Origin of the sequence: Flavobacterium sp. FlaQc-57 (genome assembly GCF_044007395.1) — a bacterium.
In the GTDB taxonomy this organism is placed as follows: Bacteria; Bacteroidota; Bacteroidia; order Flavobacteriales; family Flavobacteriaceae; genus Flavobacterium.
Window position 1 is genome coordinate 755,239 of record NZ_JBIPDA010000002.1, and the last position, 25,612, is coordinate 780,850.

Here is a 25,612-nt window from a genome sequence, read left to right on the forward strand (position 1 = left end):
TCCTGTTTATATTTGCAACTTCTAAGCGGAAACTTTAAACACTGTGAAAGTTTCCGTGTAGCATTTGAGTAATTTATAAACTCAATTAAATCAAATATTTATGAAAACAACATGGACCTTAGACTCTAGCCAATCAGATGTTTTGATTAAGATGAGACATTCGATAATTGCATACATGGGCGGAACTACAAATAAATTTGGTGGTTTTGTGGATATTGAAGATAATGAGATTGAAGACGCTTCAGTTGAATTTTCATTAGATATCAATAACAAGAATGATAGTTTTCAGCAAATTGATACGTATTTACAGCTTCAAGATCTTTTTGACGTAAATGAACATCCGATTATTAGTTTTAAATCGACTTCATTTCAAAAGGTGAATAATAATATCAATTTTTTTAAAGGTGATTTAACAATAAAAGATGTCACTAAAGTGGTTGAACTTGATGCAGAATTTATTGGTGTAAACACTTATAACGGACAGAGAAAGGTTGCTTTTGAAATTAAAGGTGATATCAAGCGTCAGGATTTTGGTTTAGATTATAATTCATACAATCATAACGGGGGCCTTGCTTTAGGAAAAGATATTAAGCTTATCGCGAATCTTGAATTTAGTATCTAAAATTTAGATAATGAATGGGTTAATGTAAAAATATTACAAATATAACGGTAGCTATTCTTCAGGTTTTAGTCTTGACGATATATTTGCAATACAATTTGAAAAATCAAAATGAAAGAGAAAATCATAGCAAAAGCGAGTGAGTTGTTTTTAAAACTCGGTTTTAAAAGTGTTACAATGGATGACATTGCCGGAGAAATGTGTATTTCGAAAAAAACGATTTACAAATACTTTTGTAATAAAGAAGTCCTGATCGAAGAAAGTACTTCGATGGTTCACAGTCAGGTGCATGAAATAATTGATACCATCGTGGCGAAAGATTATAATTCGATTCATGAAAATTTCGAAATCAGAGAAATGTTTCGAGATATGTTTAAGAACAATACAGATACTTCTCCTATATATCAATTGAAAAAACATTATCCGGAAATTTATCAAAATGTATTGTCACATGAAATTGATCAATGTACTCAATACTTTAGAGTAAATATTGAAAAAGGAATCAGTGAAGGCTTATATCGTCCTGATTTAAATATAGATATATATGTGAAATTTTATTACACTTTAATTTTTCACATTAATGAGACCACAGTCTCTGAAAGAGAGGCTCAAAAAATAGAATTAGAGGCGCTGGAGTATCACACCAGAGCTATGGCAACTGAAAAGGGAATACTGGAATTAGAAAAACAACTTAAAAAAATTACTATTTAATCATCAATCTATGAAAAGAATAATTCTTATATTTTTGTGTACAATTGGCTTGACTGCCAACGCACAAGTCAAAAATCTAACCCTAAAAGAGGCTGTTACATATGCGCTTGAAAATAAAGCTGATGCTAAAAAAGCCAAATTAGAGGTTGAAAATAGTGAGTACAAAATTCAAGAAGTGCGTTCAAGAGCTTTGCCTCAAATTTCTGCAAACGGAAACTTAACTTACAATCCTATAATTCAAACAACAGTTATTGACGGAGCAGGATTTGGTCAGCCGGGAACATCAATTCAGGCAGCATTTGGTCAAAAATGGACATCGACTGCCGGAATTTCTTTAACTCAGGCAATCTTTGATCAGGCAGTTTTTACAGGATTAAGAGCAGCAAGAACTACTCGTGAATTTTATCAAATAAACGATCAGTTAACTGAAGAACAAGTTATAGAAAGAGTGGCAAATAACTACTATTCTGTATATGTACAAAAAGAAAGATTGGTTTTGTTAGATAGTAATTACGTAAACACAACCAAAGTTCGTGATATCGTAAAAGGTCAATTTGATAATGGCTTGGCTAAAAAAATAGATCTTGATCGTATCATTGTAAAAATGTCAAACATTGATACCGAACGTCAACAGATTAAAAATCAAATTACTTTACAGGAAAATGCTTTGAAGTTTTATATGGGAATGCCTATTGAAACTCCAATTGATATGCCAAAAGAAGAATTTGAAGTTGTTCCTGCTGCATTAACAGAACAGCCAAATGTTGAAAACAGAACGGAATATTTGCTTTTGAAAAAACAAGAAGAGCTTTTGGTATACAATAAGAAAGCAGTTCAGGCAGAGTATTATCCAACACTTTCGTTAAGTGCAGGTTATAATTATATTGGTCAGGGACCTGAGTTTCCTTGGTTCGAAAAGCCGTCATCAGGAGTTTATTGGTCTGATTATTCTGGAATTGGTTTAAATTTAAAAGTGCCAATCTTTACAGGTTTTGGTACTCGTGCCAAAGTAAGACAAGCTGATGTACAAATTAGATCACTTCAGGAAGATATTAAGGATACTAAACTTTCTCTTGATTTAGATTACAGAAATGCAATGGCTCAAATTGATAATAACCTTGTTACGATCAATAATCAAAAAGAAAATATGCGCTTAGCAACTGAAATTTTAAGTAATACAAAAAACAATTACCTTCAGGGATTAGCATCATTAACAGACTTATTAGATGCAGAAAATGCATCTCTTGAAGCTCAAAATAATTATACCAGAGCAGTTTTAAATTATAAAATTGCCGAAATATCTCTAATCAAATCAAAAGGCGAACTTAAATCTCTTATTAAATAACTAAATAAAATGAAGAAAACTATTATAACTATCGTAATCATAATTGCAGCTTTAGCTCTGATTGGATTTGTCTTAAATAATAATAAGAAGGAGAATAAAGCGAAAACTGATATCGTAGCGGAGAAAAATGCTGCCATCTCAGTAAAAGTTTCTCCTGTAAAAACAGAAGAAATCTCATTGGATTTCGTTGCAAACGGAAACTTTCAACCAATTCAACAATTGACTTTTTCTGCTGAAAAATCTGGTAAAGTAATCAGTGTTTTAGCTAAAGAAGGAGATTACGTTAGAGTAGGTCAAACGTTATTGACAATGAGAGGTGATGTAATTAATGTAAGTGCACAACAAGCACAAGCAGTTTATCAAAACGCAAAATCAGATTACAGCAGATACGAAAATGCTTTTAAAACTGGTGGTGTTACAAAACAACAATTAGATCAGGCAAAATTAGCTTTAACAAATGCTGAGTCTAACTTAAAACAAGCTAACATTAATGTTGGAGATACAAAAGTAAAAGCTCCAATAAACGGATTCATCAATAAAAAATACATTGAACCGGGATCTATCTTAACAGGAATGCCTGCAACTGCATTGTTTGATATTGTAAATGTTTCTAAACTAAAATTAGTAGTTACTGTAAACGAAAACCAAGTTGCGAGTTTAAAAGTAGGAAACCAAATCAATGTAACAGCTAGTGTTTATCCTGATAAATCTTTTTCTGGAAAAATCACTTTTATTGCTGCAAAAGCTGATGAGTCTTTAAACTTTCCGGTTGAAATTGAAATCATAAACAATATAAACAACGACTTGAGAGCAGGTATGTACGGAACTGCAAACTTTGCATCAAACCAACAAAAACAACATATGATGGTTGTTCCAAGAAATGCATTTGTTGGAAGTGTGAGCAGCAACGAGATTTTTGTAGTTGAAAAAGGTATTGCAAAATTAAGAAAAGTAACTGCTGGAAGAATTTTAGGAGATAAAGTAGAAATTATCAATGGATTATCTGATGGAGAAACTGTAGTTGTTACAGGTCAAATCAACTTACAAGACGGTAATACAGTAGAAATTATTAAATAATTGTAGGCTATAAGCCGTAAGCTATAAGCTTTAAGCAGTTCAAGCCTAAAGCTATAGCGTACAGCCTAAAGCATAAAAAAACATATATGAAATTAGCCGAAATATCCATAAAACGTCCGTCGTTAGTAATTGTATTGTTTACAATTCTGACACTTGGTGGATTGTTCAGTTACAGCCAATTAGGTTATGAGCTGATCCCTAAATTTGAGCAAAACGTTATTACAATTTCTACAGTTTATCCAGGAGCTTCTCCAAGTGAGGTAGAAAACACAGTAACTAAGAAAATTGAAGATGCGATTGCATCCCTAGAGAATGTCAAGAAAATTGATTCAAAATCGTACGAAAGTTTATCTATTGTTTCGATTACATTAACATCGAATGCAAAAGTCGATTTCTCTTTGAATGATGCACAGCGAAAAATAAACGCGATTATTAGTGATTTGCCAGATGATGTAAAAACACCGGCACTAACTAAGTTCTCGTTGAGTGATTTACCAATTATGACGCTTGGTGCCAACGGAAAAATGGACGAAGCAGCATTTTATGACTTAATTGACAAAAAAATTGCTCCTATTTTATCTCGTGTACAAGGTGTTGCTCAGGTAAATATCATTGGTGGTTCTGAGCGTGAAATTCAGGTAAATCTTGATGCAGTAAAAATGCAAGGTTACAATTTATCTGTTCCTCAGGTGCAACAAATGATTTTGACTTCGAACTTAGATTTCCCAACAGGAAACATTCAAACTCGTAATCAAAAAATATTAATTCGTTTAGCGGGTAAATACAAAAGTGTTGAAGAACTAAGAAACTTAGTAGTTTCTTCTCAAAACGGAATTCAGGTTCGTTTAAGTGATATTGCAGATGTTCAGGATACTCAAAAAATTGCTGAAAAAATATCTCGTGTAGATCAAAAAAGCGCGATCGTTTTACAAATCGTAAAACAATCTGATGCAAATGCGGTTGCCGTAAGTGAGCATTTATTGAAAACTATTAAAACTCTTGAAAAAGATTATAAAGACAATGAATTAAAATTAGAAGTTGCAAAAGACAGTACAGTATTTACTCTTGAAGCTGCAGACTCTGTAGTTCACGATTTATTAATTGCAGTTGTTCTGGTAGCATTTGTAATGTTGTTCTTCTTGCACAGTATTAGAAACTCGTTGATCGTAATGGTGTCTATTCCGGCATCTTTGATTGCTACTTTTATTGGTATTTATTTTATGGGATACACATTAAACTTAATGAGTTTATTAGGATTATCTCTTGTTGTTGGTATTCTGGTCGATGATGCGATTGTAGTATTAGAAAATATCTACAGGCACATGGAAATGGGTAAAAACAGAATTCGTGCATCATATGATGGTACTGCAGAAATTGGTGGAACAGTAACTTCGATTACCTTAGTAATTGTGGTTGTATTCTTGCCAATCGCAATGAGTTCTGGTTTAGTTTCTAATATCATTACACAATTTTGTGTTACGGTAATTATCTCGACTTTACTATCACTTTTAGCATCGTTTACAATTATTCCTTGGTTATCATCTCGTTATGGTAAATTAGAGCATATTGAAGGAAAGAATTTATTTGGAAGAATCATTCTTGGTTTCGAAAGTTATTTGACACGTTTCACGGATTGGGTTTCTCATTTATTAACTTGGTGTTTAGATCACTATGTTAAAACACTTGTAGTAGTTCTTATATTATTCTTTGGATCTACAGTAGGATTAATGGGAGGTGGTTTCATTGGAGGAGAGTTTTTCGCATCATCTGATAGTGGGGAATTCTTAGTTCAAATCGAAATGCCAAAAGATGCTTCGTTAGAACAAACGAACTTCATGACTCAAAAAGCCGAAGCATTCCTTAAAGGAGAAGAATACGTTCACAGTCAAATTACAACTGTTGGACAAACTTCAGAAGGTTTTGGAGCATCACAAGCGACAGCTTACAAAGCAGAGATTGACGTAAAAATGATCGAACAAAAAGATCGTACGGACGATGCGAATGTTTACGCTGCAAAAATCAAACGTAAATTAGAAAAAGTATTAGTTGGAGCAAAAGTAAAAACAGTTCCAGTTGGTATTTTGGGTACTGCAGAAGATGCTACTTTAGGATTGATCGTAACAGGTCCATCAACAGAAGCTGCAATGGCATTTGCTAAATTAGCTGAAGCTGAATTGCGTAAAATTCCAGGTACAACAGAGATTAAATTAACAGTTGAAGACGGAAATCCTGAGATTAACGTTAAAGTGGACCGTGATAAAATGGCCGCTTTAGGATTAACACTTCAAACAGTTGGTTTAACTATGCAAACTGCTTTTAGCGGAAACACAGATGGTAAATACAGAGCTGGAGAATACGAGTATGATATCAATATTAGATACAACGCATTCGACAGAAAAAGTATTACAGATGTAAGCAACCTGATTTTTATAAATTCAGCAGGACAACAAATAAAATTGTCTCAATTTGCAGATATTACAGAAGGTTCCGGACCTAGCCAATTAGAGCGTAGAGACAAATCAGCTTCGGTAACTGTAAAAGGACAAAACGTTGGGGTTCCTTCAGGAACAATTGTTGGAATATGGCAGGAAAAATTAGATAAGTTGAAAAAACCAGCCGGAGTAAATTATATCTGGGGTGGAGACATGGAGAACCAGTCTGAAGGATTTGGTACTTTAGGAATCGCTTTACTTGCGGCTATTATCTTAGTTTACCTTGTAATGGTGAGTTTGTATGACAGTTTTGCACACCCGTTTGTGGTATTATTTGCTATTCCGCTTTCGTTTATTGGAGCGATGTTAGCTTTGGCTTTAACAAACAACTCATTGAACATTTTTACCATTTTAGGTATTATCATGTTGATTGGTCTGGTGTGTAAGAATGCGATCATGCTTGTCGATTACACGAACCAACGAAGAGCAGCAGGAGAATCAATTAGAACGGCATTAATTCAGGCGAATCACGCACGTTTACGTCCGATCTTGATGACAACAATTGCGATGGTATTTGGTATGTTCCCAATTGCATTGGCATCTGGAGCTGGAGCTGAATGGAAAAACGGATTGGCTTGGGTAATTATTGGAGGATTAATCTCTTCTTTATTCTTAACCTTGATCGTAGTTCCGGTTATATATAATATCATGGAGAAAATTATTCATAAATTCTCTAAAGGAGAAAAAATCGATTACGAAGCTGAAATGTTTGCAGATTATACGCCAACAGAAGTAAGCGAAGACGGTTTTAATCCTAAACATACCCATTAATTGTTGATTTAATTTTAGATTGAAAAAATCCCAAATTCCGAAAGGAGTTTGGGATTTTTTATTTGAAACCTGAAACCTGAAACCTGAAGTTTTTTACTGTAGATACAAATAATGATTAAAATAATCTATAATTGCTTTTCCTTCCAACAAAACATCGGCACCAATAATGCCGTGCACCGGTTTTGCTTTATAAGATTCTAAAGCTTCATTAACGTGCGAGAGATCAAAAATTACAATACCGAAATCTTGATTTTTCCAGCTTCCAAGTTGTAAATGATTGTGGGCAGAAATTTGTGTTTTCATTCCTGTTCCACCAGCACCGGATGCTTTGGTTTTAGATTTTTTTGCATTCAGTTCAAAACGTTCAATGCTTTCAAAACCTACGCAAGAGTTAGAAGCTCCGGTATCTAAAATGAAATTTCCGGAAACGCCGTTTATTTTGGCTTTTATTAAAAGATGTTGTGTTTTGGTAACCTTGAATTTTATTTTTTTGTATTTCTCTTTTTTGAGAACTTCGTGAAGATTTTCCATTTTCGATAATGATTGAATATCAAAAATAAACCAATTACAGCCAATAAACTAATGATGTAAAAGATATAATTCGTTGATTTTTCTTCTGGTGAAATCGAACCGTAATATACAAATGAACTCCAGTAATAAGGAGATTTCTTGGCGTTTGGAATCGATTTGTCTTTCAAAAAAGCAATTTTAGCGTTAGTATTGGCTTCAAAATACGAAACATTATTTTTTACGTTTTTATAAAAATCAGCCATAAAAACCGATGTTGTATAATCGTTTACTTTCCATAATGAAAACAGTAAATTTTGTGCACCGGCAAACTGAAAACCTCTTGCTACGCTCATAGCGCCCTCTGCCTTATAAAGTTTTCCAATTCCCGTTTCGCAGGCACTTAAAACCACTAAATCCGGATTGATGTTGAGGTTATACAATTCAGAATATAATATTTCCTGATCGTAAAACTTAATACTTGCGGGAGTTTCGATATCGCCGGATGAAGCGTGTGTACTTAAATGGAGAATTGAATATTGGTTTGCATTATTTTTAAAATTAGAAAAACTAGCTTCTGAATTCTCTAAATACTTTCCTTTAAAATTATTTCTGATAGATTCTAATTCTTTCTTAGAATAACTCAATTCAAAAGTGGTTTTTTCGAAAATTGGAAAAATCCCTAACACTGTTTTTTCTGATTTTGAAATAGGTTTTGAATTCAGGTAATTACTGGCTGAATTATTATAAGCAATTTTGAAATCATTCAATAAATAATGCATTTTTGCAAAATTTGTTGTAGAAGATTCTTGCGTAATTAAAGCGTCAAACGGAAGGAAATTTAAAATTCCGTCAGGAACAATGATGAGGTTTTTGTAGATTGCGTTTTGAGGCAATTTCAGCATATTATAAACAGAATTCCCAACGTGATTATATTCCAAAATGTTATTGGTAATGTTATTTGCATTGCTAAAATAATCTATAAATTGTACAATTTTTGGAATTGCAGTATCGGTAATATTAATATCATTTAAAGTAATTTGGCTATTTTGTAAAATGAAGTAATAAAGCTTTTCAGAACCCATAAAATAGTAAACCATCACCGCTTTATCTTTTTCTAGTTTTGATAACAGCGCTTTTATATCACAATTCTCAGGAATATAATTGGAATTTTTGGTTTGGATTTTCTTCAAATAAAGCATCAATTCGTTTTGCTTTTTTATGGCAGAATTAATATTCGAAATATTAGCTAAATCTCCTTTTTGCTGCTCTTTTATAATATTATTGTTTAAAGTTTGAAGTTGGTGTAAAAGCTGTTTTTCTTCTACGGAAGCATTTTTAATATTTGATCTATAACCTTTTAAAATTCCAGATTTTGTTCTTTCAGACAATTGAAAAGCTTCTTCCAGATATTGAATTTTGTTTTCTTTTTGATACAAACGATCATAAATAGAAATACATTTTTCAGTACGGTTTCTTGCCCTAATTTGTGTAATGATTTTTGAGTTTTCGTAAATCAAAACATTCATCAGTAAATCTTCAATGTCAAAAGAAAGTTTAAAAGAATCAAGCGCTTTTTTGGGTTTATTTTGTTTAGAAAAGATTTCTGCCTGTAAATCAAGAACATCAATCAAAACCGTTTCGGAATACAATTGATTTTGATTGGGAAGTATGTTTTTTGAATTGTAATTCGGAATCAGGATTTTAAAAATTGCCTGAATTTGTTTTGCACTTTCATCATATTTTTCTTCATCAAAAAGCAATAAAGCTTTTTCGTAATATAGTTTTGAGAGTTTTCTGGGTTGACGATTTGTGGTTGCTAAAAATAGCTTTTCGGCCTTTTGCATATAAGAATCAGCAATTTCAAATCGTTGCCATTGTCGATTCATCGAAGCTAAATTTCGATAAGAATTTGATAATGTTTCTAGCTGGTTTTTTTCGTTTTTTAAATATTGAATCGAAGATTCAAATGCTTTTTCGGCATTATCTGACGAATTTCTAATCAACACAATTTGTTTCGAGCCTAACCAATAACTATTTCCCAGATTATTCAATAAAATTCCTTTCTGTGAATCAGATAGTTTCTCGATTTTTAAAGTATTTTCTAATATTTCAATCGCCAAAGAAATCTTTCCGGAACTCTGATAAACATTTGATAAATTGAGAATTGCTGCAAATCTTTGTTTCTGCGCGTCGGGATAATTTTTAGAGGTATTTACAATGAAAAAGTATTGTTTTATCGTATTTTCAGCATTATCATAATCGCCCAAAACAGTATATAAATTACCCAAAGGTTTCAAACAATATTCGATTATATCATAATTACCGAGTTTGTTTTTCTCATAAATTTGCCAGGCTTTTTCGTAACTGGCAATCGCTTTTTCAGTTTGACCAAATTGATTTTCATAATACGCTTTATTGCAGTTTAAAACCACAATTGCCAATAATTCGTTTTTGGTTTTTGGTTTTGAATTTTTCCAGAAATCAGTTTCGATTTGGTTTAAATTTTCTATGGCTTTCGCCGAAGGTTTCGCAACAAAAACATCAACTGCATTGTATATTTTATCTTCTTCCGAAACAGATCGCTGCCCGAATGAAATTAGAGTTGAAAAGAATAAAATATAGCAATATAGTTTTATCATACAAGTTTTATTATTTCACGGAGTCACACAAAGCTTTCGCAAAGCTTCACAGAGAATAGAAAAAAGAATTTTACGAAAATTCTACGAATCTTTGTGGTATAACTCTTAAAACTTCCATATCCCATAAACCTGAAAATAATTAAAATTCTGTTCGAAATTAATCACATATCGTGCGCCTAAACTCGGTCCAATTCTCGCGAAACCCAATGTTAAATCAAGTAAAAACCCTGTTTTTAAATTGACAAATGAGTTTTTAACCGAATTTGATTCGGTTCTCGTATCTATTAAGAATTGATCTGTTGCCCCTTCAAAAGTTTCGATTTTTTTGATTTGATTCTGTTCAGATGAAACATCAAAATTAGCTTGAATACCTGCTCCAACTCCAATGTAATTATTAATATTATAACGAACTAAAACTGGAATTTCCCAGTTTACATTTTTGTTTTCGGTTGTCATTGTTGTGCGCTGAAATTGTTTTACACCATTTGGATTTACCACATTATCAGTAACCACGGTGGCACCGCTTTCGTATTTGTTCAACGCATTAATCCATTCGGCCTGCCAGTAAAAGCGATACGATTTAAAAGGCGAAATAGTTGCGCCCACAAAATAACTCGTCGATTTTTCTAAATCCGGATAAAGATTATAACCCGCTTTTGCACCAATCGAAATTCCGGGCAAGAATCGGGTAGTAGCATAATTGGTAATTATGGGTTCGTTTTTATCAAAGATTATTGCGGTTCGGCTTCGGGTTTTTACTTTATGAAAATCTTCAGCAAACTTCATCGAATATTTTACAAAACCTTTTGTGCTGTCTTTTTCGTGCACATTTTTTTGTTCACTTCCGGGTAAATAAATGTTTTTGAAAGTAAAGAATATTTGTTTTTGTTTGATGATCGTATCGAGACAGCTTATGGTAGGTTCTTCACCTTTTGGGCAAATGGGACATTTTGGATACATGTCTTCGATCTGAAATGTCTTTTTATCAAACATATCCGGAACATCCGTTTCTAAACGAATCATTCTTGCTGGGCCTTCGCCATTATTTTGAAAGCGGGTTTTAAAATTTACTCTTTTAAAACGCACTAATCTGTAATTCATAAAACTTCCGTTGGAGCCCATTTTATTGGGATCATGAGAAGTGACGATTTCCATTTCCAGATTTTTTATTTTGTGGTTTTTATAACTTCTGTTCGGAACAAAAATACCGCGCATTGTAACCGTTGCACTGGTGTCTTTGATCATTTCCGGAGTGGTTTTGAAAGTGTAAAAAACATTTCGGGTTTCACTCGGATTGGCATCATCAAATTCTAAGATCGAAACGTTGTGATAGGTTTTATTAGCATCTAATAACGAAGCGTCAAGATCTTCTTCAGTAGTTGTATTTCGGTATTTTTTAAGTTGCATTTGATTTTCGGCGGAAGCCAAATAATTTTTAGAATCATCGAGTTCATCAGCAAAAGCAACAGCATTATCTTTTACTTCGCGCTCGTTGGCATACGTTCTAGAATCGACCAATTCGAAATTATTACTTTTAAATTGTTTCTCATTATAGAATAAATACAGTTTTCCACTCGAAACATAATTCTCGAGATTTTGATAACTTACTACGACTACCATTTCCTGATCCGGAATTGGATCGCAGTTTTTAATAATTGTAAATCCGTTTTGATCAGCGATTGAAGCAATGTCTTTATAATTAGAATCTGTAATATCGTTTACAGCCACTTTTTTAGGGCGTGTTGCGGGAGGTTTTCCGTTGTCATAATTATTGGTTACCGCAAGTCTTGTGGTGTAAGTTCCTTTATTTTTATATACGTGTTTCGGTTCGGCTTCTTTGCTGTAATGTCCGTCGCCGAGTTCCCATAAATAAGAATAACTGGGTTTTGGTGCGCCCGCAATCGGAATTAAAGGCGGGGTTTCAGGTTTATAAGTGACAGCATTTCCGTTTTGGATAAAACTAATATTGGCTCGTCGGGTTATGGTGTCTTTTACCTTGGTTTGTGAGAAAGAGAATATAGATAAAAGAAGAAAGAGAATAGATGATAGTGGTTTCATAACTAGTGGTTTTTAGCCCTGATAGTAGTGGAAATCCTTTTTGTGGCTGCTGCCAGGCAGGAAAAGATTGTAACGAATAGCAGGATTAGCTTCTGAAAATCATCAGAATTAAATTTGAAAACTGGATTAAATGTAAAAAAAAGTGATGAGCAAATCACCACTTTTTCTTAAAAGTATTTTGTAAGTTACTGAATAGCATTGATTGCGGCTACCAGTTGAGCTTCGGTACCAACCGTAGTTTCGGCAAGAGTAAAGGTGTAAACATCGTTTGCAGCAACGGTTACTGCCTTGATTGCATAACGCCATTGACCATTATCTTCGGTTGCAAAAATCACATGGCATTTTAATCCAATCGGAATCTGTCCGTAGTGTTCGCTGAATAATCCTGCTGGTGTATAAGTGTCTAATTTAGCTAGCGCATTTGTACCTTCGCCATCGTACGACAGGTAAACCGCGCTATTATTGTTGTCATAGCCAGTAGGAGCGCCAACAAGAAGTGTAGTTTTTGGTCTTGGATCACTGTAAAAACGGTCTACGTTTGTCCATCCAAAGTTTCCAAAGGTTACGTAATAATTTGTTCCTTCTCCTTGTACACCGCCTTTTCCGCCAGTTCCGTCAGCATTTGGTTTAGGTTGTTCCCAGGCCAATTCGCCTCTTTCATCAATTTTACCAGTCCATAAAGTCATTGCATTGTCTACACCGTCAGTCAAAGCTGCAGGAACGATCATGTTCATGTAACAAGATGTTTTAAGTTCAACCCCGCCTTGTGTCGCTTTAATGAAGAATTCTCCACCAGAAATCAGCAAGTTTTTCTTTCCGTCAGGCATAACTCCCATTGTTGGTTTGTTGGTAATTAACATGTTTCCTTTGTCAAAAAGTTCGATGTATTCAATATCAACTGCTCCAGTTACCGCAACTCCATTTTTAGTCAAACAATCGCCGTTAATGCTCAGTTTAACTCCTTTTGCAGATGTTATGGTTACAACACCGGTTCCTGCAGTAATAGTAAAGTTTTGTGTGTTTTTTTTAACTCCTTTTTCGTTTATACTTTTAAAAGCGGCTGCAGTAGGAGGCAAAACAAGATTATTGTCGTCGCCGTCGCCATTGTCGCAACCGATGAAAATAATAACTAATAAAAATAAAACTCCGATTTTTTTAAAGTTTGTGTTCATGATTTCTAGTTTTTATAAATCTGTCTTGGTTATGTTCAAGTGGTTTTCAGATTTTGGTTGTTAATTATATTCTTATATCAATTTGGGTTTGATATTGTTACCCTTAATTTGTAAAATTTATTTTTACAACTTCTTTTATACGACTATATCAATTCGGTTATGAGATTGTTACCCTGTTTTTTGAGTTTTATTCTGAAAGGCATTTGTCTTCAAATACATTTCCATCTTCATCAACAGCGACCAGAATGTTTTTCTTCCGCGAAAGCGTAATAATTAAATAGATCCAGACCAATGACCAAAGTCCAAATGTGATGCAGGTAAGAAATAAATGCAGAGAATGATTAATGACTTTTTTTTCTTTAGTTAAAACCACATACGGTAGTTTTTCATTATGCTCTACGATTACAAAACCATTTCTTGTTCTGGCCAAAAGCATTTTATGAAATTGATCCAGGTTTTCTTCATTTACAAATTGATAAGTTTCCATTTCTCTTAATTTTTTTATCGTTTTAAAAGACTTCTGTTCTGTTATATCAACCTGATTTGTTAATTGTTACCCCTTTAAGTGAGATTTATTTACAATTGTTTTTTAAATTAGCTAACAAAAAGTTTTTTATGGGCCAAACTAAAATTCATCCTGATCAAATGTATATTGAAGGACTTGCTGCAAATGATTCGGCAATAATTCAAACCATTTATAAAAAGTTCGTTCCAAAAGTGGTAATGTTTGTGATGAACAATTCCGGAGATAAGGAACATGCACAGGATATAGTTCAGGAAGTCATGATTTTACTTTTTAATCAGTCCAAAGCCAATACTTTACAATTGACTTGTCCGTTTGATGCTTACTTTTTTTTACTGTGCAAAAGGAAATGGCTTAATGAATTGAAAAAAACATCGAACAAAGGGGTAACAATTAATGAAGATGCGGTATCTATAAATGAATCTGCATTAGAATTAATTGGACAAACTGAAGAGTTTGATGAAAAACAACAGCTTTTTGATACGATGTTTCAAAAATTAGGAGACAAATGTCAGGAGTTGTTAAAGCTGAGTTTTACCATAAAAACAATGGAAGAAGTTGCCGAGAAACTTAACGTAACTTACGGATATGTCCGCAAGAAAAAATCGTTGTGTGTTGGCCAGTTAACGCAGTGGATTCAGGAAGCCAAAAATTTTAAATCTCTAAAAAATAATTAGTCATGAACGAAGAACGTTACATATTATTCGATCAATATCTTCAGGGCGAAATGACTGTCGAGGAAAAAAACAGTTTTGAAAAACAATTATCTGAAGACCGCGAATTGGCTGCAGAATTTGAAACTTTTAAAGAATTACAGTTACAACTAAAAAATAAATTTGAAAATGAAGAAGAAAGAGAAGCTTTTAAAGCTAATTTGAGTTCAATATCAGATAAACATTTCAATTCCAGTAAACCAAAAGTAGTTTTAATGCGACCTTGGTATTTGGCTGTTGCTGCATCGATCATGATATTATGTGGTTTATTCTTTTTTGATTATAATAATCCTTCTTTTGAGGATTATAATCATCCGGAAACAGCTTCATTTGTAGAAAGAGGTGCAACCGATGAGATTTTAAAACAAGCAGAAACAGCATTTAATGAAAGAAAATATAAAGAAGCAATTCCGGTTTTTGAGGAGATTTTAAAAGAAAATAAAACACCCGAAATTCAATATTTTTATGGAGTTTCTTTATTAGAAGAAAGTAAATATCCGAAAGCCGAAATTGTTTTTAACGAATTGATATCAGGAACTTCAGTATACAAAGAGAAAGCAAAATGGAGTTTGGCCTTATCAAAACTAAAACAAAAAAAATACAAACAGTGTAAAGAAGTCTTGCAGACTATTTCGCAGGATTATGAAAATTATGATGATGTTCAGGACCTTTTGGATGAATTGGATTAGAATCGATTTATAAAAAAAGACGCTTTACGTAAAACTACAATCGAATTTGGAATTTTTATTCTAAATTCGATTTTATTTTTTAATAATTTAACCAAAAACCTATTAATATCTTAACCTTTTACTGAATGAAAAAAACTGCCCTCTTTTTTCTATTACTTCTTTCACAAATCACCTTTTGTAAAACCAAAATCACCGAAACCGAAAAACTTACAGCAACCTGCAAAGTTTGGGGATTCTTAAAATATTATCATCCATCTGTCGCAAGTGGCAAAACCAATTGGGATGAAAAGCTTTTTGAAGTTTTGCCAAAAATCCAAAATGCACAAACTAAAGAAGATTATTCGGCAGTCATAGAAAAATGGATAGATGATTTGGGAGTAGTATCTGTTAACAAACCTATTGCTGATGCTCCTAAAAAAGATTTTTTTAATGAAAATCTAAACTTAGATTGGACACAAAAGGACCAATTATTTTCTAAAAGCCTTTCTAAGAAATTGAAATTTATTACAGAGAATAGATTTCAGGGAGCAAATCATTATGTTAATCGTGATGGAGAGAAAGTTAATCTTCAGTTCGTTAACGAGCCGGAATATGCCGAATTTTTATGGACAAATAAAAATTTACGCCTTCTGGCATTATTCCGTTTTTGGAACTATACCGAGTATTTTTTTCCGTACAAATATAAAATGGATCAAAAATGGGATGACGCTTTGGTTGAAATTCTGCCTCATATTATAGCTCCGGCTTCTGAAAAAGAATTTTTATTGGCAATGCGTGAAATATCCATAAAACTTAATGACACTCATGCTGCGACTTTCAATACGCAAATGATGAAGTATTTAGGAGGGGAGAAATATACTGCTTTTGGAGCCAAATTTATAGATGATAAAGCTGTAATAACCTCTATTGCCAATGATTCTTTAGCACAAATTGACGATTTAAAAATAGGAGACATTATCACTAAAGTTGATGGTGAAACCGTTGCACAAAAATTAGATGAGACTTTAAAGTACGTACAAGGTTCTAATAAACCAGTGGCTATATTTAATGGAGGTTTTGTAATGTTTACAGGAAATACAGATGACTTAGAAATAGAGTTTATTCGAGATAATGTCACTTTGGTAAAAAAAATTCACCGTTATCCTAATGAAAAAATTAAAAGATCACCACCTAAAAAAAGTCCAAATTGGGAAATTCTGGAAGATAATATTGGCTATGTAAAAATGAGTAAAGTGCCAAAAGAGGAAATACCGAAAATGATGGAAAAATTAAAAACTACCCAAGCCATAATTTTCGATGTTAGAAACAGACCAGCATATACCGATTTTTTAGTTAGTGAGTATTTAAACCAGGAACCCAAACCTATTTTGAGATTACTTTATCAGGATTTGAGTTATCCTGGCCGTTATTATTTTAATGATAAGATGCAAGAATGTGGTAAAATCAATGTAGATTATTACAAAGGTAAAGTAATTGTTTTGGTAAATTCAGGAACGCATAGTTTTGGCGAGCAAACAGCAATGAGTTTGCAAACGGCGCCAAATGTAACTGTTATTGGTAGTCAAACTTCTGGTTCTGACGGACCAAATTACGAATTTAAAATTATCAAAGGTTTTGATTCATCTTTTACTTCGGCAGGAGTTTTTTATCCAAATAAAAAAGAAACACAGCGTATAGGCATTGTTCCGGATATTGAAGTTAAGCCAACTATTGTTGGTGCTCAGCAAGGAAAAGATGAAGTGTTGGATAGAGCTAAAATGTTTGCTAAAAAAGGAAAATAGATATTGAATTGTTTTTCCCTGCAAAGGAAGAAGAACAGGATTAGATTTAAACCCGACAGGTTTTATTTCGAGGCTTCGGGATCGGGATCGCTCAGTCTGAAAATATTGAGAATAAAAAAGATATGTTTTTAAGAAGTGAATCTGTCAAATCGACGTTCCATATATCCAATTGGGAAAGTTTTTAATATTGTCGTAATTTTGAACCTTTAAAAATTATACAATTGAATTCGACACCCATAATTACCGATACACACACACATTTATATTCTGAAGAATTTGATCAGGATCGTGACGAGATGATGCAAAGAGCAATTAATGCCGGAGTAACACGTTTTTTTATTCCTGCGATAGATGCAGCGGCAACACAATCGATGTATGATTTAGAGCAAAATTATCCGGATTATGTGTTTTTAATGATGGGTTTACATCCCACTTACGTGAAAGATAATTACGAGGAAGAATTGAAACATGTTGAAGCTGAATTGGCCAAACGAAAGTTCTACGCCGTTGGCGAAATCGGAATTGATTTATATTGGGATAAAACACATCTGAAAGAACAGCAGATTGCGTTTAAGAGACAGATTCAATTAGCAAAACAATACAAATTGCCTATTGTAATTCATTGTCGAGAGGCTTTTGATGAAATATTTGAAGTTCTGGAAGAAGAGAAATCAGATGAGTTATTTGGAATCTTTCATTGTTTTTCAGGGACACATGAACAAGCGCTTCAGGCGATTTCTTACAATATGAAGTTAGGAATTGGAGGAGTTGTAACGTTTAAAAACGGAAAAATCGATCAGTTTTTAAATCAGATAGATTTAAAGCATATCGTTTTAGAGACAGATTCGCCTTATTTGGCACCAATTCCGTACCGAGGAAAACGAAATGAAAGCAGCTATTTGGTAAATGTTATTAGCAAATTAGCAGATATATATGACGTTTCTGAAGAAGAAATAGCGAATAGAACTACTCAGAATTCTAAAGACGTTTTTGGGATTTAACCCATACCTTACAATACTTTGATTTTTTTTTTGTTCTTTTGCCCACTAAAATAGATATTTATAATGCAGAGATTTGATGCCATTCGACCTTTTTATGATTCCGAAATAAATGAAGCACTTCATGGTGTTGTCAATCATCCGATGATGAAAGCCATGATGAATTTTACTTTTCCAGAATTAGAAGATCAAGTTTGGAAAGATCAATTGAAGAAAACGCACTCTATTCGTGATTTTCAATGTAATTTCATTTATAATACTATTCAAAAAGTTTTAGAGAAAAGCTCTGAAGGGCTTACTACTTCTGGTTTCGAAAAATTGGAAAAAAATACCTCTTACTTATTTATTTCCAATCATAGAGATATTCTTCTGGATACAACCTTATTAAACGTTTGCTTGTTTGAGCATGGTTTAGTCATGACAGCATCAGCAATTGGAGACAATTTGGTAAAAAAAGCATTCTTAAGCACCTTGGCAAAACTAAACAGAAACTTTTTGGTTTTAAGAGGTTTGACGCCAAGAGAAATGTTGCAAAGCTCTAAACTATTGTCTGAATATATTGGACAATTGTTGCTTCGCGAGAATCGTTCGGTTTGGATCGCTCAAAGAGAAGGAAGAACAAAAGATGGAAATGACGAAACCAATCCGGGAGTTTTAAAAATGATAGGAATGGGTTCTGATGAAGCCAATTTGATGGATTACTTTAAGAAATTAAAAATAGTTCCGGTTTCCATTTCATACGAATATGATCCTACAGATGTTTTGAAAATGCCACAATTAATGGCTGAAGCAAACAACGAAGTTTATATTAAAGAGAAAAATGAAGATTTCATGACCATTTTAAGTGGTATCATGGGAACTAAAAAAAGAATACACATTTCTGTTGGAGATGTTCTGGATACTGAAATCGATCAGATTGCGGCTGAAAATGACAACGCAAACAAACAAATTCAGGCTCTGGCACAAGTAATTGATGATTCGGTTTTAAAAAATTATCATTTATGGCCAACTAATTTTATCGCTTACGACATTTTAAACGGAACAGATAGATTTGCTCATTTGTATAAAGAAAGTGAGAAATCACTTTTTGAGCGTCGTTTAGAAATGCGAATTGGAAGTACTGAAAATCCAGTGGCAAGACAAGGATTTTTGGCCATGTATGCAAATCCGGTTGTGAATAAATTAAAATACCAAGATGTCATCTAAACCTAAAATATTGCTAATTTATACTGGTGGAACTATCGGTATGAGCAAAGATTTTGAGACAGGTGCGCTCAAAGCGTTCAATTTTGGTAAACTGTTACAAAAAATACCTGAAATCAAACAATTAGATTGTGAGATTGAAACGGTTTCATTTGAAGATCCAATTGATTCATCGAACATGAATCCTGCAGAGTGGACGAAAATCGCTGAAATCATTGAAGAGAACTACATCGCTTTTGACGGATTTGTAGTTTTGCATGGTTCAGATACAATGTCATATTCTGCTTCGGCATTGAGTTTTATGTTAGAGAATTTGGCTAAACCAGTTGTATTTACCGGTTCTCAATTGCCAATTGGAGATTTGCGTACAGATGCAAAAGAAAACCTAATTACAGCAATTCAGATCGCTTCGCTTCAGGAAAATGGAAAGCCCGTTATCAATGAAGTTTGCTTGTATTTTGAATATAAATTATACAGAGGAAATAGAACCTCAAAAGTAAATGCAGAACATTTTAAGGCTTTTACAGCACCTAATTATCCTGAATTGGTAGAATCTGGTGTACACTTAAAATTAAACAGACATTTATTTCTTCCAATAAAAACCGATGCTAAACTGATTGTTCATAAAAACTTAGACAATCATGTTGCAATTATTAAGATGTTTCCCGGAATGAGCGAAATTGTTTTGTCTTCAATTTTGGCTATAAAAGACTTAAAAGGGATTGTTTTAGAAACGTATGGTTCAGGAAATGCCCCAACCGAAGATTGGTTTTTAAACTTAATCGAGAAAGCAATCAAATCTGGAATGTACATCGTTAATGTTACCCAATGTTCTGGCGGAAGTGTAAATATGGGACAATACGAAACCAGTACAGTATTAAAATCTTTAGGAGTTATTTCAGGAAAAGATATTACTACAGAAGCTGCAATTACAAAACTAATGTATTTGTTGGGCCACAATATTCCGCAATCTGAGTTTAAAAAGATTTTTGAAACTGCTTTGCGCGGAGAGATTTCGTTATAAATTTTTCCACTACTTTAGTGATATAATTCATTTAATTTAATCTGGTTTGTGATTTCTCCCTTCGGTCGAAATGACAAGTATGTGGATAGTTGGAATTTGGAATTTAATTTTTGGAATTTCTATATTGAACAGGACAAGTTTCTAAATCTTCTTCAGAGCTGCGGTTTTTATAATACACATAAACAATCACAGAAATAATACAGATTATTCCCTGAATGGCAACCGTATTTCTGGTACCAATGATATGTGAAACGTATCCGATAATCAAACTTCCAACAGGAATCATTCCCTGATAAGCCATTAAATAATAACTAATACTTCTTGAACGCATATTTACCGTGCTTTGAGTCTGAACATAAATATTGATTGATGAGGTTTGCGCCATCATGCCTACGCCGCTCAAAGCCATGCAAATAAGCGCCACAGTCAAACTATTTGAGTAGGCAAGTACAATAATGCTAAAACCTAATAATAAGCTGGCAGCGATCATTATTTTACCCATATTATCGGCTTTTTTAAGATTGGCCAAATAAATTGCAGATAAAATGGAACCAATTCCCGCAGCACTTTCAAACCAACTAAAAGTCTGAGCGTTTCCGCTAAAAATATCTTTGGCAAAAACAGGCATTAAAGTGTTGAAAGAAATGACGAATAAACTGCTGCACATTAACATTAAAAGCATTTTTGCCATTTCGGTTTCTTTTTTAACGTAATCGAAACCTTCAATAAAATCATCCAACATTTTCATTTTGTCAGTGGCTTTAATATGCGGAGTAATTTTCATCATTAATAAAGAAATCAAAACTGGAATATAACTCAAGAAATTTCCAATAAAACAGATGTCTTCGCCGTAGTTGTGTAGAATAATTCCGGCCAAGGCTGGGCCTGCAATTCGGGCGAAATTATTTAAAGTAGAATTTAAGGCAACGGCGTTTGGTAAATCATCTTTATTATCTACAATGTCAATCATCATAGTTTGACGACACGTCATATCAAAAGCGTTAATAATTCCCTGAAACAGACTTAAAGCAAGAATAAAGTTGATGTTGTATATTTTAAGATAAATTAAGAGAGCCAAAGCACCAGCCTGAAGCATTGCTAAAGATTGTAATAATATCATGGTTTTGTGTCTGTCATAACGCCCAATAATGCTTCCGGCTAAAGGAGCCAGAAATAAAGACGGAATCATACTTAAAAAAGTGGCTAATCCGAGTAAAAACACAGAGCCCGTAACGCTGTAAACCATCCAACTCACCGCTGTTTTTTGAAGCCAGGTTCCAATTACAGAAACAGATTGTCCGTAAAAGAATAATTTGAAGTTTTTTGATTTTAACGCCTTAAACATGATGCTTGATATTTTTTTACAAAGTTCGCGATTATGATTTCATTAGAAAAATTAATAATTTTACTGATAATAAGTAATAAAACTTATCGATATGGAAATTTATCAACTGCAATATTTTATTAAAACTGCTGAAGTACTTCATTTTACTAAAGCAGCCGAATTGTGTTTTGTAACGCAATCCGGATTATCGCAACAAATAAAAAAACTGGAAGAAGAACTAGGAATGCCTTTGTTTATAAGAATTGGAAAGAAAGTTCAGCTTACTGAAGCAGGATCTGTTTTCTTGATTCACGCCAAACAAGTTATCGAAAACGTTCAAAGTGGAAAACAAGCGATTGACGATTTGAACGAAATGATTGGCGGTGAATTACGAATTGGAGTAACTTATATTTTTGGACTTTTGGTTTTACCCATCGTCAATTTGTTTGCAAAAAAATATCCAAATCTAAAAATTGTTGTTGAATATGGCTCAACTGAACCTTTAGAGCAGAAATTATTGAATAACGAATTAGATTTGGTTTTGGTTATTTCCTCAAAAGAGATAAAAGAAACCATTCAGAAAATTCCGTTGTTCACTTCAAAATTAGTTGTGGCAGTTGCAAAGACACATCCTTTAGCTGTTTTAGATAAAATTTCTTTTAAAAAATTGGATGGTTTTCCACTTATTTTACCTGTTAGAGGTTTTAGTTCCAGAGAATTTTTAGATGAATTGTTTTTAAAAAATAATATGAAGCCCAAAGTTTCGATAGAATTAAATGCTGTTCACGCACTTTTGCAATTGGTAGAAGAAAGCGATTGGGTAACAATTGTTACTGAGAAAGCCTTAAAAGGCTGGGATAATTTAAAAGCAATTGCTATTACAGGTGTTCCCACGCAGAGAGATTCGTTTATGTTGACAATGGAAGGCGCGTATCAAAAAAAGGCTGTAAAATTATTTATGGAAGAATTTAGAAAAAGTATGTAAAGGAATGTCTGATTTTGTTTTTCTAACTCAGTTTTTTTTGTGTTATTTGCAAACCTAATTTAGAGAGGTGTCCGAGTGGTTGAAGGAGCTAGCCTGGAAAGCTAGTATATGGGTAACTGTATCGTGGGTTCGAATCCCATCCTCTCTGCAAATTAATACTGATTTTTAAGTATTTAAAAGTTAAAAACCAATTCTACGTCCAAATGTAGAATTGGTTTTTTTTATGGATTTATTTTTTATTGCAGAGAACACAAAGATTTTTGTCTAAACCTTTAATTAGAGAATTTCTTAGTGTTGACTTTCTTTTCTTTTACTTTTATAATAAATTCGGGTACGATTACTATTTCTCCCGCTTTTAGAGTTATGTCATGGCTTGCTACTTCGCAAAATGTATTTGCAGGAAGCGATTTTTCATCAATAGTGATAACATAATTACCAATTGGAAGAAACGATATGTACTTGCCGTCATCATCAGTGTATATTTTTTTGATTAACTGATTGTCCTTCATAATGCTAAAAGAGATACCGGAAGCGCGGTGCTGAAAATCAACCACAGTTGTTGTATTGTAGGTAAAGGAAACTCTTCCTTGCATTTTTCCACTTTGGTGAAGCGGAATCGAAAGGTTGTGCACATGTCGGTCAATCTCAAAAGTAGCATCGTCGTAATACCAGCCATCTTGTGTAAATTGCTTTAAATAATAGGTTCCGTACGGTACTCTTTTATAAGTTGCCATTCCATTGGTATTGGTTTGTAAGGCAATTTTATTGATATTAATCATATAATTTGCAGCGTATTTTTCACCAGCATCGTATTGATTATTATTGTTAGAATCATAATACACTAGTGCTTTGATGGTGCCTTTTTGATCTGGATTTAATGTGGTTTTTTGTAGATTTACTGTTACACCAACTTCAAAAGTCAGGGTGTTATTGCTAAGAGATCCTACAGAATAATTGTACCAGGAGGAGTTAAAAAAAGTACTAAATGCTTTTCCGTTATACCTGGCATTGATAAAGGCCGAGGGTGATTTTCCGTAAACAATATCCTTTATATAAGAAATTCCGGTGCTCAGGTTTACTTTGTCGTTTGCAAAGTTATTGTTGTAAAATAAAGACATTGTAAGCTTTTCGTAATTTACACCATTGCCGGCAATACTAGAAAAGGCATATTCAGATAAATAATAGCTGCCGGATTGAAAAGTCGAATTAATATTAAAATTTCGATAACTATAATTCGCATTTATTTTCATCTGAAACTGATTGTCAGTTTGCATTGGATACTTCACAACACCGGTTTCAAGTCCTAAAACGGCTGATTGTCGCGATGAATTACTAATCCATGAAAATTGCTCGACGATGCGGTTGGCGTACATTTTTTGGTTCGCATTTTTGTCTGAATTTCCAAAAAGCTGATTGTAACTATTAGAACTTTCGTCTTGATATTGATACCCTAGATTAAGGCTGAAATCTCTAAATTTAGGAAAACGGTTTCCTAATTCGATTCGATTGTTTGCCGATTTTTGCTGTGTTTCAAATGAATAGAATTTAGGCGAAAAATCAGAAAGAATTACATTTGCATATAGATTATGTTTTTTAATATTGGTCGAAATATTCTGCTGCAATAGCATACTTCCTCGTCTGTTTCCGGGATAATAATCAGAGCTGTAATAATAATTTCCGTTGATATTGAAGTTATTAATTTTTCCGCTATAATTTGTTTCTCCGGCAAAAGAAGGTTTAACGAAATCTTGTATTTCATAAACACTCATTGCACCGTTTACTTTTGCATTCAGTTTCCAATTTGGATTAAAATCATAATTAACTTCAGTTCCCAGAATACTATGTTTTGCTTTCTCGAATGGATCATAACGGTAGAGGTAACCTGCCGATGCATTTCGTGAGCTGTTATTAGAGTGAAGCATTCCTTTGGCATAAAAGCCGTAACCATTTTTTAGCCAACTATTTTCTTCTATTAAATTATAATTTTGATCAACAAAACCCACTTCAACTTTTTGATTTTTTTCGAAAGTATGGCTGTATTCAGCACCTCTACCAACTAGAGTCATTTCAAGGAGTTTATTAATATTACCAATGGTGTACTGATTTCGTTCCTGACGATAGGTTAAACTGGTGTTGGTTACTAAAGGAATTTCAAGCGTATTTGATAAAGCGATATTCCCTTGCATAAACAGATACCCCGACGGAATATTGACTCCGCCAGATCCTTTTACCTGATAAAAATCGAGTCCGCTGCCAAACCTTCTGTAACTAGTGGTAATTTGGTTTTGTGTTTCTTCCAAAAAATTAATAAATAAGTCGCCTTGATATTGTTGTACACTGGCAATATTTTGAACGTCTACGCTCGTATTACCAAAAATTTCTTTATTAGGATTTCTAAATCCTGATATGCGTATCGAATAGTTTGATTGTTTGGCCAGTTCTTTAGAAGGAAGATAGATGAAGGTAAAAATAGAATCTTTTTTTACAGCGATATCAGCATTCTGTTCCAGGAATAAATTGCCATTTGTTGGATCTGGAAATTTACAAACTAAAGTAATGTTTTGCCTGATATTCCCTTTATTACTAACCTTCACTTTTACTTTTACCGGTTCATTGTTTGATGATCGGTAAATCGAGGTTTCTAAGGGAGTAATAATTAGTGTATTGTTTATTTCGATTACTTGTTTGGTACTTTGCTCTGCAAGCAATTTTCCCGAAGGATCGATTAATTTACAGGTAATTAAGGAAGATCCGGCAACAGCCTCTTCTTCAATAATAAACTTAACCGGAATGTGGCGTGTTTCATCAGGGAGCATTTCAATTTCCAGACCTTGATATCCCAGGTTTCTAAAACCTTTAGGTAAAGTAAAATAGATCTTTCCATTTATCTTATCCGGTGTTGTATTTTTAACGACTATGACCAAACTCACTAAAGATTCTTTTTGAAAAGATGCATCCCGGTTTATCTCCATAGTAAC

The 25,612-nt window shown here is 33.3% G+C and carries 19 protein-coding genes and 1 tRNA gene; 13 read left to right on the forward strand and 7 right to left on the reverse strand.

From position 1 onward, the window contains the following. Window positions 1-100: 100 nt before the first annotated feature. The 5 genes from ACHRVZ_RS09245 to ACHRVZ_RS09265 all read left to right on the forward strand — a co-directional run bounded on the left by ACHRVZ_RS09245 (window position 101) and on the right by ACHRVZ_RS09265 (window position 7,015). A complete protein-coding gene (locus ACHRVZ_RS09245; protein ID WP_395422045.1) occupies window positions 101-622 on the forward strand; it encodes a YceI family protein in 522 nt (173 codons plus the stop codon). Between the two features lie 108 nt (window positions 623-730). After that, complete coding sequence (locus ACHRVZ_RS09250) at window positions 731-1,330, forward strand: TetR/AcrR family transcriptional regulator (protein ID WP_395422046.1); 600 nt, start codon at window positions 731-733, stop codon at window positions 1,328-1,330. A gap of 10 nt (window positions 1,331-1,340) precedes the next feature. After that, a complete protein-coding gene (locus ACHRVZ_RS09255) occupies window positions 1,341-2,675 on the forward strand; it encodes a TolC family protein (protein WP_395422048.1) in 1,335 nt (444 codons plus the stop codon). Between the two features lie 9 nt (window positions 2,676-2,684). After that, on the forward strand, window positions 2,685-3,752 hold the full coding sequence (locus tag ACHRVZ_RS09260) for an efflux RND transporter periplasmic adaptor subunit (RefSeq protein WP_395422049.1): 1,068 nt from the start codon (window positions 2,685-2,687) through the stop codon (window positions 3,750-3,752). Between the two features lie 86 nt (window positions 3,753-3,838). Continuing rightward, complete coding sequence (locus tag ACHRVZ_RS09265; RefSeq protein WP_395422050.1) at window positions 3,839-7,015, forward strand: efflux RND transporter permease subunit; 3,177 nt, start codon at window positions 3,839-3,841, stop codon at window positions 7,013-7,015. Window positions 7,016-7,108: 93 nt separating this feature from the next. Here ACHRVZ_RS09265 and ACHRVZ_RS09270 read toward each other — a convergent pair whose 3' ends face one another. The 5 genes from ACHRVZ_RS09270 to ACHRVZ_RS09290 all read right to left on the reverse strand — a co-directional run bounded on the left by ACHRVZ_RS09270 (window position 7,109) and on the right by ACHRVZ_RS09290 (window position 13,881). After that, window positions 7,109-7,546 (reverse strand): retropepsin-like aspartic protease, encoded by a 438-nt coding sequence (locus tag ACHRVZ_RS09270; RefSeq protein WP_395422052.1) that lies wholly within the window; start codon window positions 7,544-7,546, stop codon window positions 7,109-7,111. Then, a complete protein-coding gene (locus ACHRVZ_RS09275; protein ID WP_395422053.1) occupies window positions 7,498-10,164 on the reverse strand; it encodes a CHAT domain-containing protein in 2,667 nt (888 codons plus the stop codon). Before ACHRVZ_RS09275 ends, ACHRVZ_RS09270 begins: the two co-directional genes overlap by 49 nt. Window positions 10,165-10,269: 105 nt before the next feature. Beyond that, the gene (locus tag ACHRVZ_RS09280) at window positions 10,270-12,222 is read right to left on the reverse strand and encodes a PKD domain-containing protein (protein ID WP_395422054.1); all 1,953 of its coding nucleotides are present in this window, start codon (window positions 12,220-12,222) and stop codon (window positions 10,270-10,272) included. A gap of 185 nt (window positions 12,223-12,407) precedes the next feature. Next, window positions 12,408-13,394 (reverse strand): hypothetical protein, encoded by a 987-nt coding sequence (locus tag ACHRVZ_RS09285; RefSeq protein ID WP_395422055.1) that lies wholly within the window; start codon window positions 13,392-13,394, stop codon window positions 12,408-12,410. A gap of 187 nt (window positions 13,395-13,581) precedes the next feature. Beyond that, window positions 13,582-13,881 carry a hypothetical protein gene (locus tag ACHRVZ_RS09290; protein ID WP_395422056.1) on the reverse strand — a complete coding sequence of 100 codons (300 nt, stop codon included), beginning with the start codon at window positions 13,879-13,881 and terminating at the stop codon, window positions 13,582-13,584. A 128-nt stretch (window positions 13,882-14,009) separates the two neighbouring features. Between ACHRVZ_RS09290 and ACHRVZ_RS09295 the strand changes: the two genes are divergently transcribed. The 6 genes from ACHRVZ_RS09295 to ACHRVZ_RS09320 all read left to right on the forward strand — a co-directional run bounded on the left by ACHRVZ_RS09295 (window position 14,010) and on the right by ACHRVZ_RS09320 (window position 20,325). Next, window positions 14,010-14,594 carry an RNA polymerase sigma factor gene (locus tag ACHRVZ_RS09295; RefSeq protein WP_395422057.1) on the forward strand — a complete coding sequence of 195 codons (585 nt, stop codon included), beginning with the start codon at window positions 14,010-14,012 and terminating at the stop codon, window positions 14,592-14,594. 2 nt (window positions 14,595-14,596) lie between these two features. Beyond that, on the forward strand, window positions 14,597-15,319 hold the full coding sequence (locus ACHRVZ_RS09300) for a tol-pal system YbgF family protein (protein WP_395422058.1): 723 nt from the start codon (window positions 14,597-14,599) through the stop codon (window positions 15,317-15,319). Window positions 15,320-15,444: 125 nt separating this feature from the next. Further along, window positions 15,445-17,100, forward strand: a complete 1,656-nt coding sequence (locus ACHRVZ_RS09305) for a S41 family peptidase (protein WP_395422059.1) — start codon at window positions 15,445-15,447, stop codon at window positions 17,098-17,100. A gap of 221 nt (window positions 17,101-17,321) precedes the next feature. Then, window positions 17,322-18,101 (forward strand): TatD family hydrolase, encoded by a 780-nt coding sequence (locus tag ACHRVZ_RS09310; RefSeq protein WP_395422060.1) that lies wholly within the window; start codon window positions 17,322-17,324, stop codon window positions 18,099-18,101. A gap of 63 nt (window positions 18,102-18,164) precedes the next feature. Beyond that, a complete protein-coding gene (locus ACHRVZ_RS09315; RefSeq protein ID WP_395422061.1) occupies window positions 18,165-19,304 on the forward strand; it encodes a 1-acyl-sn-glycerol-3-phosphate acyltransferase in 1,140 nt (379 codons plus the stop codon). Next, window positions 19,294-20,325: an asparaginase gene (locus tag ACHRVZ_RS09320; protein ID WP_395422062.1), complete on the forward strand. Its 1,032-nt coding sequence runs from the start codon at window positions 19,294-19,296 to the stop codon at window positions 20,323-20,325. The genes ACHRVZ_RS09315 and ACHRVZ_RS09320 overlap by 11 nt, the downstream gene beginning before the upstream one ends. Window positions 20,326-20,428: 103 nt before the next feature. Here the strand turns inward: ACHRVZ_RS09320 and ACHRVZ_RS09325 are convergent, their stop codons facing one another. Further along, window positions 20,429-21,670, reverse strand: coding sequence for an MFS transporter (locus ACHRVZ_RS09325; protein WP_395422064.1), 1,242 nt, complete (start codon window positions 21,668-21,670; stop codon window positions 20,429-20,431). 91 nt (window positions 21,671-21,761) lie between these two features. Here ACHRVZ_RS09325 and ACHRVZ_RS09330 point away from each other — a divergent pair, with 91 nt between their 5' ends. After that, the gene (locus tag ACHRVZ_RS09330; RefSeq protein WP_395422066.1) at window positions 21,762-22,634 is read left to right on the forward strand and encodes a LysR substrate-binding domain-containing protein; all 873 of its coding nucleotides are present in this window, start codon (window positions 21,762-21,764) and stop codon (window positions 22,632-22,634) included. A 61-nt stretch (window positions 22,635-22,695) separates the two neighbouring features. Next, window positions 22,696-22,782 (forward strand) — tRNA-Ser (locus ACHRVZ_RS09335). 124 nt (window positions 22,783-22,906) lie between these two features. On the opposite strand, the gene ACHRVZ_RS09340 is transcribed toward ACHRVZ_RS09335, so the two are convergent. Next, a complete protein-coding gene (locus ACHRVZ_RS09340; RefSeq protein WP_395422067.1) occupies window positions 22,907-25,606 on the reverse strand; it encodes a hypothetical protein in 2,700 nt (899 codons plus the stop codon). Between the last annotated feature and the right edge of the window lie 6 nt (window positions 25,607-25,612).